The sequence below is a fragment of the Clostridia bacterium genome, assembly GCA_035561135.1.
GTDB lineage: Bacteria > Acidobacteriota > Terriglobia > Terriglobales > Acidobacteriaceae > DATMYA01.
Genome location: DATMYA010000090.1, coordinates 23,791 through 35,582, shown reverse-complemented (window position 1 = coordinate 35,582; position 11,792 = coordinate 23,791). Strand labels below are relative to the sequence as shown.

Sequence of the window (11,792 nt, the reverse complement as noted above, 5' to 3'; positions counted from 1 at the left end):
CGGCGGTAGCACGTTTCTGCTTCCGTGTAGCAGTTCGTCCGATACAATAAATAACGCCATGGATCTCACAGCTATTCAGGCCGCATTGCGCGAGCGCAAGTTCGACGCGTGGCTCTTCTACGATCACCATCACCGCGACCCGATCGCCTACGGCGTGCTGGACCTGCGCGAGAACCTGATGGTCACGCGCCGCTGGTTCTACCTGATTCCCGCAACCGGCGAACCGTCCAAGCTGGTACACCGCATTGAATCCGGACACCTGGATTCCTTGCCGGGCACGAAGCGCGTGTACTCAGGCTGGCAGGAGCAGTGGGAGAATCTGAAGAGCATCCTTGCGCCGTACAAGAACGTCGCAATGCAGTACTCGCCGAACAATCTGATCCCGTACATCGGACTGGTAGATGCCGGAACGATTGAACTGGTGCGCGGCTTCGGCGTAAACGTTCTCAGTTCGGCGAACCTGGTTGCGCAGTTCGAAGCTTCTCTTACGCCCGAGCAGATTGCGACGCACTTCGAAGCTCGTGACGCGATTGACGCAATTACCGATGCCACATTCAAGGAAATCGGCCGGCGCGTGCGCAACGGCGGAACGCACGAGTTTGAGATTCAGCAGTTCATCATGGAAGGCTTCCGTCGCGAAAATCTTGTTACCGACGATTTGCCGATCGTGGCCGTCAACGAACATAGCGGAGACCCGCACTTCGAGCCGCGCTCCGACCGGTCCGCGCCGATTAAGGAAGGCGACTTCGTCCTGCTCGACATCTGGGGCAAGAAGGACAAGCCCGGCGCTTCGTATTACGACATTACCTGGACAGGTTTCGTTGGGACTTCGCCCTCCGATCGCCACCAGGAAATTTTCCGCATCGTCCGCGACGCTCGCGACACCGGTGTGCGTACGGCGAAAGAGGCTTTCGCCGCCAAGCGCTTGATCCACGGATGGGAAGTCGATGAGGCGACCCGCAAGTTCATCACCGACGCCGGCTACGGGCAGTACTTCGTGCATCGCACCGGACACTCCATCGGCACCAGCGTGCACGCCAATGGGGCGAACATGGACAACCTCGAGACGAAGGACGATCGCGAGATACTTCCTAACACTCTGTTCTCGGTCGAACCGGGAATCTACCTGCCGGAATTCGGCGTGCGCAGCGAAGTCGATGTCCTTATTCGAAACGGCGCTGCCGAAGTAACCGGCCGCATGCAGAGCGAGATCGTGATTATCTGATGGCGAACACAACGAATACACAACCCGTCGCAGTCACTCCGGCAACGCCCGCGCGAGCCGCCGATAAATCGAAGGCGGTCGTCGCCACGGTTGCGGCATGGCTCATCCCCGGAGCCGGACACTTCGTCCTGCGACGCTGGATTCGCGGCACTCTCCTGCTCGCGGCAGTGTCCACCATGTTCTTCCTGGGACTCGGGATGGAGGGCAAGGTGTACGCGTTTAACACCGGCGACCTGCTCGACATACTCGGCTTCTTCGGCGACGTCGGCTCGGGAGTGCTCTACTTCCTGGCCCGCAACATGGATTGGGGCCATGGCGCCATCCATCGCGCCACCGCCGATTACGGAACCAAGTTCATCATCGTCGCCGGCCTGCTGAACATCATCAGCGCCGCAGATGCGTACCACATCGCTACCGGAAAGAAGCAATAATCATGATCGAACTCTCGCACTTCAGCGCCGCTGCCGTGTTCGCGTTATGCGCCTCGGTAGTGTTCGGCATCACGCAGCGCAACACTCCCCGCGACATGGTTCGCTACGGCGCTTATTGCTTCAGTCTGTTTATCGCTGGAGTTTTTGTTGCTTCATGGGCGATGTGGCTGCTGAAAAGATAAGACGATTTCGAATTTGGTAATTGGTAATCGGGAAATCTCGAAAAGCTATCTCAGCTATTGATTTCTCTTTGCAAATTACCCGATTCGCAATCACCCGATCCGCATTCTTGATCTTCAATTACCCGATTCGAACTTCCCCGATTTGCAATCCCCTCATCCTTCCCATACGAACGCGTCAAAGACATGCGTCGTCGTGAATCCTAAGCGTTCATAGAGTGACACTGCACGGGCGTTTGCTTTCGTCACCGTGAGCGAAAGTTGGTGAAAGTTGCGCGCGCGAAGGGCGCCATGCGTGGCGCCGACAAGTGCTTCGCCTATGCCTTTGCCGCGATGCTCCGGCACCATGCACACCTGCGTCACGTGACCCACATCGTCTTTCACGCGCGAACACAGGATCACCCCCGCCGGCATACGCGTCGAGCGGTGGAAGGCCATGAAAGACGCTGCCGGATCGAAGACGCCGCAGCCCGGGAAACGGATGATGTTGTTAAGGAAGCGCAGCGAGCCTGCCGTGGTGCGGTACTGGTCATTGATGTCCGAATCGACGTGGCCGCGATAGGCTGCCGTAATCAGCGTGGCCGCTGATTGATAGTACTGGTCCTCCCACGGGCGTACTTCGAATTCATCGGACATCGCCCGGAAGGTGTGCATCGAGCAGACCAGGGGCATTGTCATGAACAGACGCTCGTAGCGGTGGAAGCCTTGCTGCACGAAAGGCCGCGAGGCCTCGCCGGTGTTGTGCACCAGCAACTGCGCCTCGACCCGATGGATTCCGGGCGACTGCTGAAGCGTTTCAATCACGTGATCGAGAAGCTCAAGTTCGACAGCGCGTATCCGTTGGGGATCACGGTCGCGATCGACGTAGAGATCGCCAATTACGCCCTTGCTGCCTTCATAGACGAAGAAGCAGTAGCCGAACACGGTACCGCGCTCTATTGCCGCGTACCCTGGCAGGATCTTGGCATCGATGTAGCGGAGGATCATCTCTGCCGAACCGCGATAATCCCATTCCAGCAGCCGCGACCACACGCTGGACTCATCTTCGAGCAGCGGGCGCAAATCGAACGACGAGAAATGTCTCAAGTCGAGGATTTCCACGGGAGCACCACGAGCCATGCGCACCGCCAGAAGCAGCGCGGATGGCCCAGAACGCGTAGTCTAAGTGGTGAATGCGTTTGCAGGCAAACGCCTGGAACATGTAAGGACAATACGAATTCGCGTTAGTGCGCGGCAGATACCCGCACGAACGCCAGCCTCTGCGGTCCGTATCCGCCGACGTGCGTTACTTCGCGTCCGGGCAGCAACTCGCGCAACTCATCTTCGGAACCCGCACGCGTGATGACGACGTGTTCACCCTGCGGTATTTCCAACCGCTCGTAGACCTTTACCGGCTGGTTTCGGTAGAACGCAACGCCATACTCGACCTCGCGACGCGCCTTGAAGGTTGCGACCTGTTCCGTGCCCGTGGCGACTTGCGCCAGCGCTCGGGCAACTGGTCGCTCGGATTGCACCGCATCGATCACCGGCGCAGCGGTACGCAAGATGAAGCCTACGCATAGGATCACCGGCACCAGTGTGGCAAATCTAAGCAGCGCAGTTCCCCTCAACAGCAGCGAGAGCGCAACGGCGATAAACACGACAGTTGCCAGCAAAGCGGCGAGCATGATCGCCTGTGTTGATGGCGCTACTTTGAGCATCTGCGCAGGCGCCAACAGCACGAAGGCGACAATGAAAGCGGCGATAAGGCTATGTATGCCAATCAGCCAGAACGGCAACCGCAGTTGCTCGGTGTCGCGCCGACGCAACCAGTTGGCCGCGAGCAGCAGGCAAGGAGGCACGGCGGGGAGAACGTATCCGGGGAGTTTCGATTGCGAGATGGAGAAGAATGCAACCGGCAGCACGATCCAAAGCAGGAAAAACACCGGAAGGCCGTCATCGTCCGACGATGCACTTTGCACGCGCGCGTGGTCGCCACTAACCTGGTCGCGCGCTTGGTTGCGCACAACTTGGTCGCGTACAACTTGGTCGCGCAGCTTGCGCACCGCATCCACCAGGGCCGTACCCACGATCCCGGTCCAGGGAGCGACGGCCAGCAGCATCACAGGCAGGTAATACCAGAACGGCTGCTTGTGGCGGAACATGTTCGTCCCGAAGCGCGCCAGATTGTGCTCGAAGATGAAGACGCGAAGGAACTCGGGATTACGCATCTGGACTGCGACATACCACGGCAACGCGACCGCCAGAAACAGCAGGATTCCCGGCAACCAGAGCGTCTTCCAGACAAGCTGCATGTCGCGCATGACGAGCGCGAAGGCGACGATGATCAGTGCAGCAATCGCAGGCGCAACCGGACCTTTGGCCAGCATTCCGACTGCTACGAAAAAGTAGAACCCTGTGAGCCATGCTCGCGCACCGCGCCATTGGAGCAGTCGCGACTTGTACCAACCGAACCAGCACAGCATCGCGATTGTGAACGGCGCGGCAAGCGACATATCGGTCGAAGCGGCGCGTGCGAATCCGATGACCATGGCGCTGGCGGCTGTAATGAGCGCAGCGTCCAGTTCAGCTCCACGGCGGAAGCGCCGCATCCACGCAAAGATGAATACGATCATGAGCGTCGCCAGGGTCGCCGAAGGAAGTCGCGCGGCAGTGTCAGTTACACCGAAGAAGTCGAAGGCGAGCCGCGCGCGCCAGTAATACAGGATGGGCTTTTCCAGCCATGGCTGTCCGTATAGCGTTGGCGTCACCCAGTCGCTGCGCTCCAGCATCTCACGGGCGACTTGCGCGTAACGGGGCTCGTCGGCGCCGACCATGCCGAATGAACCGAGTCCGTAAAAGAAAAGAAAGGCGCAGAAGCCTACGACCAGCAGCACCGGCACATATCGCCGGACGAATTGTTCTTTCGTGTCAGGCAGCGTGTTTCTCCTTGCGCATCGCGCGCCACAACGCGTGGATGCTGATGGCTGTCCACACTACTTCAAGGACGACGAACCCGGCCTGGAACTGCGGCCAAACGGCGTAGAACCCTAGAATCGCCGAGCCAACTCCGTTCAGAATGTTGTACAAGGACTTTCTCGCATCAATCCACTTGAATTGATGTGCCATATAAGCGGCGAGCAGAAGCAATGCGCCGCAGAGCTGAAATAGTTGATGACTGATTGAAAGCATAAACACCTGAATTGTATCGGAGTAGCCACGGATCAAAAGAATGTTGTAGGCTTTGCTGCCTGTTTACTGAATAGAGCCGTAGCCGCGGATACGGAGTTGGGCGAGAATGCGCTCGGAAGCCACGGAGAGGGGTCCTCCTATGGCACAACCACTGGCACATTCGTGTCCGCCGCCGCCGAACATTTCTGCGATTTTCGCCACGTTGATCGCACACTTACTTCGCAGGCTGACGCGGTATCGTCCATCGGATAGCTCGCGCAAGAAGATCGCGACCTCAACGCCATCGATCGCAAGGGCGTAATTGACGAGGCCTTCGCAATCTTCTTCCGTAGCGGCGGTGCGCTCCATATCTTCCCGGAGCACGTACATCCAGGTAAGGGCTCCATCACGATGCAAATGGTTGAGCGCTGCGCCGAGAAGTCGCATCTTGGACGTCGGATTGGAGAAATAGACGTGTTGCGCAATGCGCACAGGATCCGCGCCGCAATGGACGAGTTCCTGCGCGAGAGCGAACGTACGCTCGTCAGTCCCGTTGTAGCAGAATGATCCGGTATCGGTGAGAACCGCTGTGTAGAGGCATGTCGCCACGTCCGGACTGATCTTCACTCCGGCTTCGCGTGCCAACCTAAAAATCATCTCGGCGGTAGCGCACGCGCTCGGATCAATCCAGTTCAAATTAGCGAACGGGCGCGCGCTGGAGTGGTGGTCGATGTTGATGAGGTAGTGACGCTCTAACCCTTCAAGGCGCGTGCGCTGGATGCTGTCGCACTCCAGAATAATGGCAGCCTCGTACTCGCTGGCCACTGCAGGCGCCTGCAGCACGCAATCGGCGTGAGGAAGCGGGCGATAGATACCAGGCACTCCGTCATGTAGCACCACGTCAGCCGTCTTGCCCATGCTGCGAAGTATCTGCGAGCAGGCCAGCACAGACCCTACCGCATCGCCGTCCGGCCTGGCGTGCGAGGTCAGAAGGAATCGATTACGTCTGCCGATCTGGTTGAGAACCTCTTCCAGCATGCTCCGTGAATTCACTTACTCGCTCTTCTTGTTCTTGGCCTTCCGATGAGTGCGTTTCAGCAACTCGTCGATGCGAGCGCCGTACTGTTGAGATTTGTCCAGGTGAAACGTAATCTCCGGCGGATGCCGCAGGCTCAGATTCTCGGCGAGTTCATGACGGATATAACCGCTGGCCGAACGTAAACCCTCAATAGCCTGCTTCGCTTCCTCTTCGTCGCCTGTGACGGAAACGAAGACACGCATAGACCTGCCTCCTTCACCCATAACCAGCTCCGTTATGGAAACCAAGCCAATGCGCGGATCGCCAAGTTCCCCGGCGAGGATGGTGCTGAGTTCCTCACGCATGGCCTCGCCAAGCCGTTCTTTATGATGTTGCTGTCCCCGCTGCTCCATAAGACTCCAGCCGCGAAAAGGAACCGGATACTCTACACCTTCCCGGCACCCCATGTGAAATCGCGATTAATTAAAGGAGAAGAATGGCTGAAAGAACCATTCTTCTGCTGAAAAAAAGCTTGTCAGTGCAGCCTTTGCAGGCTAGAAAATTTCGACGAAGGAGTCAGTCACTTCGGCGCCGCAGTTATTCGCGACGCGGCAGGCCAGGCGTTCGACATTCTTCATCAACCCGTCAAGATAGTCCCGCGAATCCGAAATGCTGACGACTCCAACTGTGGCACGCTGCCACAGGTCGTTGGATTCAACCTCGGCAACGGCAACGTTGAAGCTGTTCCGCAACCGGTCCTTCAGACTGCGAAGGACTTGCCTGCGGTCCTTCAGAGACTGCGCGCCTTCTATGCGAAGCTCCAGTGTCAGAAATGCAATCGGCACGTAAATCAGTTTCGGAGTTTAAGCATCATCTTACAAGTGGTTCGTGGATTCGAACGCATTGCCCAGGCGACTCTGTCCGTAAAACAAAACGAGTTTCAAGCTTGAGTGATCCACTCAAAACTTGAAACTCGCAGGTTCAATCCGTACCCTACGCCATCAGTTCGGCGGTGACGCGCTCCGTGACGAAGGCCTCGATGATGTCGCCGGCCTTGATGTCACCATAGTTCGCGATGGAGATACCACACTCCATGCCGCTGGTGACTTCTTTAGCATCATCCTTGAAGCGTCGCAGCGAGCCGACCTTGCCCTTGAAGACGACGACGTTGTCACGCAGCAGGCGAACATCGCTGTCGCGCTTGATGACACCATCTGCCACCCGGCACCCGGCAACCGTCCCCACCTTGGGGATTCGGAACGTGTCGCGCACTTCGGCGCGTCCCTGGTAGGTCTCCTTGAATGTCGGTTCCAGCAGGCCGGTCATCGCGCGCCTTATCTCGTCCTGCACTTCGTAAATGATCGAGTGCAGCCGGATATCGACCTTTTCCTGGTCGGCCATTTCCTGCGCCTTGCGCTCCGGACGCACGTTGAAGCCGATGATGATCGCGTTCGATGCCGAAGCAAGCAGAACGTCGGTTTCCGTGATGGCACCGACTCCGGCGTGCAGCAACTTGATTTTCACCTGCTCGTTCGAGAGTTTTGTCAGCAGGTCGCTGATGACTTCCACGGAACCCTGCACGTCGCCCTTGAGGATGACCGGCAGTTCCTTCATGCCAGCCGCCTTGATTTGCTCGGCAAGGCCTTCCAGCGAAACGCGCGTGCTCTTGGCCAGCTGCGCCTCGCGCGCCTTGGTTTCGCGGTACTCGGCAATTTCTCGAGCCTTCTCGCGATCAGCTACCACAACGAACTGGTCGCCCGCCTGTGGCAAGCCATCGAGACCGAGAATCTCGACAGGGGACGCCGGAGGAGCGCTTTCGAGCGCGCGGCCACGATCGTCGAACATGGCGCGCACCTTTCCGAACACGTTGCCTACGACGAAGTTCTCGCCCGTGTGCAGCGTGCCGTTCTGCACCAGCACGGTCGCCACCGGGCCGCGTCCGCGGTCCAGCTTGGCTTCCAGTACGGTGCCGGTTGCTGCGCGCTCCGGCACGGCCTTCAGGTTCTGAAGGTCGGCCACGAGGCAAACCATTTCCATCAGCAAGTTCAGGTTGGTCCGCTGCTTTGCCGAGACGTCCACAAAAACGGTGTCGCCGCCCCAGTCTTCCGGCAGCAAACCACGGTCGGCCAACTGCTTCTTAACCCGATCCGGCAGAGCGTCGGGCTTATCAATCTTGTTCACAGCGACGATGATCGGCACCTTCGCCGCGCGAGCGTGGTCAATAGCCTCGAGCGTCTGCGGCATGACGCCGTCATCCGCCGCTACAACGAGTACAACGATATCCGTGACCTTCGAACCGCGGGCGCGCATACGGGTAAAGGCCTCGTGACCCGGGGTGTCGAGGAATACGATCTCGCGGCCAAATGCCGGCGAACTCTGATCCGTAATCTGCACCTTGTACGCGCCGATGTGCTGCGTGATACCACCGGCTTCGCCTTCCGCTACGTTGGTTTTGCGAATGGCGTCGAGCAAGCTGGTTTTGCCGTGATCGACGTGGCCCATGATCGTGACCACCGGCGGCCGGGTGACCTGGTTGAAAACGGCCTCGTCATTCGCGGCGAGAGCTTGCGTCTCCATCTCGTCCTGTACCGACTGCTCGAAGCTAATAATGTTTGTGTCGGCGCCGAACTGGCGCGCCATGTCCTTCGCAAGATCGGAATCGAGCGTCTGGTTGATGGTGGCGAAAACGCCACGGGCCAACAGACGCGCGATCAGATCCTTCGCGCGGATACCAAGCTTTTCCGCCAAATCCTTAACGCTGGTGCCCTCGTTCACGGTGATGGTGCGCGTGATGGGCAGTGGCTCTGAAGAGAGCGACAGCCGCGGCGGAGGAACGAAGCCCTTCATCGGGCCTTCCTGCTTGCCGCGTGGTACATACCTCTGTCCCGGACGCCGCGCAGGTCCACCCGGACGTGCAGCCGGGCGGCCAGGCGCCGGAGGCGCAGCACCGGGCCCAACACCCAATGGTCTTCCGACATTGCCGACAGGAGCATTGCGCGTGGGGTGCATCGGGCGTCTCTCGCCCGGACGCAGCGGCGGCCGCGACCCCGGCGCTCCAGCAGGACGCGGGCGTTGGAAAATGGGCTGCCCACGAACCGGAAGCCCAGTGCGTGACGCTCCGGCAGGAGCGGCTGGGCGCGGCGGCGGTGGCGGCGGCGCGGTGTATACCGGACGCGGTCCCGTCTGGGGAACAATCATCCGGCGAACCGGAGGCGTCGCCTGACCGGGAGTTCCCGGGCGGCCAGGTGCGCCTGGTTTGCCAGGAGCAGCCGGAGGATGCGTGGCAGGCTTGGCCGGATGAGTTGGCGCTGGTGCAGCAGGAGCTTTCTCCGCGGGCGCTGGCGGAGCTTGTGTCTCCGCAACTGGAGCCTCGGCCTTCGCAACAATTGGCGCGACCGGCTCTTCCACAATCGGAGGCGGCGCAGGCGCTTCAACGGCGGCCGGAGCCTCTTGCACTGCGACACTGGGTTTTTCCGGAGTCTCAGTAATGGGCGCGACCGGCGCAGGCTTCTCAACCTTCGCAGGCGGCGGTGTGAACTGCGTGCGCGCGGCAACCGACGCCGGCGTGACAAAGCGCGGCACACGGACCGGCTTCTCAGCCACGGGCTCAACAGGCGGGGCAGCGGGTTTGGTCACGATGCTCTTAGGCGCCGCAGGTGCATGCGCAACTGGCTTCGCTGCTTCAGCTGGCTTGGGAGCCGCCGGGCGAGCCGCAGCGGGCGGATGCGCGGCTTGCTCAGTGATGGCCTTCAGCACATCGCCGGGCTTGGAGATCTTCGAGAGATCGATCTTCGGCTTGAACTCATCCGTACCGCGCGAACTGCGCGATTCCCTCTGCGCAGAACTCGGTGCGTGCGAAACGAAGTACTGCCGGACGCGCACCGCTTCATCTTCCTCGATGGAACTGGAGTGCGTCTTCTTCTCTGTGACGCCCACCTTCGACAACACATCGAGAATCGCTTTGCTCTTTACTTCCAGCTCTCGAGCCAAATCGTTGATTCGAATCTTCATCCGCCCTTCGTTTCCTCCGTATTCCCGCTAATCCGCTAAGCTTTCATCTCAACCTCGACGGTTCTCGGTTTCGGGCCGTTCATTTCGGGCCTCCGGTTCAACCCGGAAGCTCGTAGTTCACTGATGTAGTTACAGCTTTTCTTTTGCAATGTCGTCTTCGCCGGGATGGTCTCCGTGCGTCGTCACCTCGGCCTCATCAGCCGGAGGCGCGTTTTCCACGCCGCTAATGATGCTTGCTTCCAGCGACTGTTCCTCTTCAACCAGTTCCGACACGCTCTCCGGAGACATGTCAGCCTCTGTTGACAGACCTTCGGTGTCGCCCGACTGGCCTGCGGAGTCCGGACCAACGTCATCGATCTCGCGAGTGCTACTCTCGCCCGTCGGTTGGTCCTCAGGAACGTCGAAGTTGCCAGCGCTGTCGGCGGCTTCGCCCGATTCAAGGCTGGAGAAGTAATTATTGACGGCGATGCTGATTTTTTCCACCGTCTTCGGGCCTATGCCGGGGATGGATTCCAGTTGCTCTGGCGTCATGTCGGCCAAAGCTTCCACCGTAGTAATGCCGGCAGCGCTGAGTTTTTCCACCACGCCAGCATCCAGGTCCTCTACCCGCTCCAGCGGCGTCGAGGAACCACCCACGAGGGCAGTCATCTGCTGTTCCACTTCCTGCCGCTTCTCTTCTTCGCTCTTGATATCAATTTTCCAGCCCAGCAACTTGGCAGCTAGGCGCACGTTCTGCCCCTTCTTGCCAATCGCTAATGAGAGCTGGGTGTCATCCACCACGACCTCAAGCTGCTTGTCGTGTCCGTCGAGCACCGTCACGCGGCTAACCTTCGCAGGCTGCAACGCCTTCTCGGCAAACGTAACCGCGTCCTCATGCCACTCGATGATGTCGATCTTCTCGCCACGAAGCTCGCGAATGATGGACTGCACGCGCATGCCTTTCATTCCAACGCAGGCACCGACGGCGTCCACGTCTTTGTCTTTCGACATGACGGCAATCTTGCTGCGCTCTCCGGCTTCACGAGCGATGGCGCGAATAACGACTGTGCCGTCGTAAATCTCCGGTACTTCGGTCTGGAACAAGTGAGTCACCAGTTCGGGCGCAGCACGCGAAACGATAACCTGCGGCCCCTTGGACGCCTTCTCCACGCGAGTGATCACAACCCGGACGCGCTCGCCGACCGCGAACGACTCCAGCTTCGATTGTTCCTTACGCGGCATGCGAGCTTCGGCCTTGCCGATGTCGAAGATCGTGTCCGGGCCTTCCTGGCGCTTCACGGCGGCGTTGACGATTTCGCCGACGCGGCTAATGTACTCGTTGTAAACCGTATCGCGTTCCGCCTCGCGTACCTTCTGGAAGATGACCTGCTTTGCGAGCTGCGCGGCGATGCGGCCGAGCACGTCCGTCGGCTTCTCAATCATCAACTCTCCGCCAACTTCCGCTTCGGGATTGATCTCCTGCGCCTCTTCGAGCGCAATCTGCAGGTTGTCATCTTCAATGTCGTCATCAGAAGCAACGATCTGCTTCACGGCATAGGCGCGGATCTGTCCCGTCTCCTTGTCGAGAACGGCGCGGAGGCTTTCCTGGGTCTTGTAGTACTTGCGAGTGGCAACGACAATGGCATCTTCAACCGCCGACACCACGACCTCGGGATTGATACCTTTTTCGCGGCTCAGCGCGTCAATCACGTTGTACAGTTCGCTCGCCATATCTCTTGCCACCTTCTCTTGTAGTTCGCTCGCTTGCCCGCGTTCGCATTTTCACGCTTACGCGTATG

Annotated in this window: 11 protein-coding genes; 3 read left to right on the top strand and 8 right to left on the bottom strand. The window is 59.3% G+C overall.

Annotation, left to right across the window (positions count from 1 at the left end; translation table 11 throughout):
- From VN622_18010 to VN622_18000, 3 genes are all read left to right on the top strand, one after another.
- A partial coding sequence (locus tag VN622_18010; GenBank protein HWR37762.1) for a Xaa-Pro peptidase family protein occupies positions 1-1,225 on the top strand: 1,225 nt, incomplete at its 5' end.
- Positions 1,225-1,656: a DUF6677 family protein gene (locus VN622_18005; GenBank protein HWR37761.1), complete on the top strand. Its 432-nt coding sequence runs from the start codon at positions 1,225-1,227 to the stop codon at positions 1,654-1,656. The genes VN622_18010 and VN622_18005, both read left to right, overlap by 1 nt.
- A 2-nt stretch (positions 1,657-1,658) precedes the next feature.
- Positions 1,659-1,838 (top strand): hypothetical protein, encoded by a 180-nt coding sequence (locus VN622_18000; protein ID HWR37760.1) that lies wholly within the window; start codon positions 1,659-1,661, stop codon positions 1,836-1,838.
- A gap of 153 nt (positions 1,839-1,991) precedes the next feature.
- On the opposite strand, the gene VN622_17995 is transcribed toward VN622_18000, so the two are convergent.
- From VN622_17995 to nusA, 8 genes are all read right to left on the bottom strand, one after another.
- Positions 1,992-2,954 carry a GNAT family N-acetyltransferase gene (locus VN622_17995; GenBank protein ID HWR37759.1) on the bottom strand — a complete coding sequence of 321 codons (963 nt, stop codon included), beginning with the start codon at positions 2,952-2,954 and terminating at the stop codon, positions 1,992-1,994.
- Positions 2,955-3,058: 104 nt separating this feature from the next.
- Positions 3,059-4,711 (bottom strand): glycosyltransferase family 39 protein, encoded by a 1,653-nt coding sequence (locus VN622_17990; protein ID HWR37758.1) that lies wholly within the window; start codon positions 4,709-4,711, stop codon positions 3,059-3,061.
- Positions 4,712-4,745: 34 nt separating this feature from the next.
- Positions 4,746-5,006 carry a hypothetical protein gene (locus tag VN622_17985; GenBank protein ID HWR37757.1) on the bottom strand — a complete coding sequence of 87 codons (261 nt, stop codon included), beginning with the start codon at positions 5,004-5,006 and terminating at the stop codon, positions 4,746-4,748.
- Positions 5,007-5,069: 63 nt separating this feature from the next.
- On the bottom strand, positions 5,070-6,038 hold the full coding sequence (locus VN622_17980) for a bifunctional oligoribonuclease/PAP phosphatase NrnA (protein HWR37756.1): 969 nt from the start codon (positions 6,036-6,038) through the stop codon (positions 5,070-5,072).
- Entirely contained in the window at positions 6,039-6,416 is a 378-nt protein-coding gene (rbfA, locus tag VN622_17975; GenBank protein ID HWR37755.1) for a 30S ribosome-binding factor RbfA, read from the bottom strand. It abuts the gene before it with no gap.
- A 141-nt stretch (positions 6,417-6,557) separates the two neighbouring features.
- The gene (locus tag VN622_17970) at positions 6,558-6,848 is read right to left on the bottom strand and encodes a DUF503 domain-containing protein (GenBank protein HWR37754.1); all 291 of its coding nucleotides are present in this window, start codon (positions 6,846-6,848) and stop codon (positions 6,558-6,560) included.
- A 148-nt stretch (positions 6,849-6,996) separates the two neighbouring features.
- Positions 6,997-10,014, bottom strand: coding sequence for a translation initiation factor IF-2 (infB, locus tag VN622_17965; protein HWR37753.1), 3,018 nt, complete (start codon positions 10,012-10,014; stop codon positions 6,997-6,999).
- A gap of 129 nt (positions 10,015-10,143) precedes the next feature.
- Positions 10,144-11,724: a transcription termination factor NusA gene (gene nusA / locus VN622_17960; protein HWR37752.1), complete on the bottom strand. Its 1,581-nt coding sequence runs from the start codon at positions 11,722-11,724 to the stop codon at positions 10,144-10,146.
- Positions 11,725-11,792: the final 68 nt, after the last annotated feature.

Coding starts and splice junctions, on each gene's coding strand:
- VN622_18005 (HWR37761.1), top strand. CDS start 1,225: ATGGCGAACACAACGAATACACAACCCGTCGCAGTCACTCCGGCAACG.
- VN622_18000 (HWR37760.1), top strand. CDS start 1,659: ATGATCGAACTCTCGCACTTCAGCGCCGCTGCCGTGTTCGCGTTATGC.
- VN622_17995 (HWR37759.1), bottom strand. CDS start 2,954: ATGGCTCGTGGTGCTCCCGTGGAAATCCTCGACTTGAGACATTTCTCG.
- VN622_17985 (HWR37757.1), bottom strand. CDS start 5,006: ATGCTTTCAATCAGTCATCAACTATTTCAGCTCTGCGGCGCATTGCTT.
- rbfA (HWR37755.1), bottom strand. CDS start 6,416: ATGGAGCAGCGGGGACAGCAACATCATAAAGAACGGCTTGGCGAGGCC.
- infB (HWR37753.1), bottom strand. CDS start 10,014: ATGAAGATTCGAATCAACGATTTGGCTCGAGAGCTGGAAGTAAAGAGC.
- nusA (HWR37752.1), bottom strand. CDS start 11,724: ATGGCGAGCGAACTGTACAACGTGATTGACGCGCTGAGCCGCGAAAAA.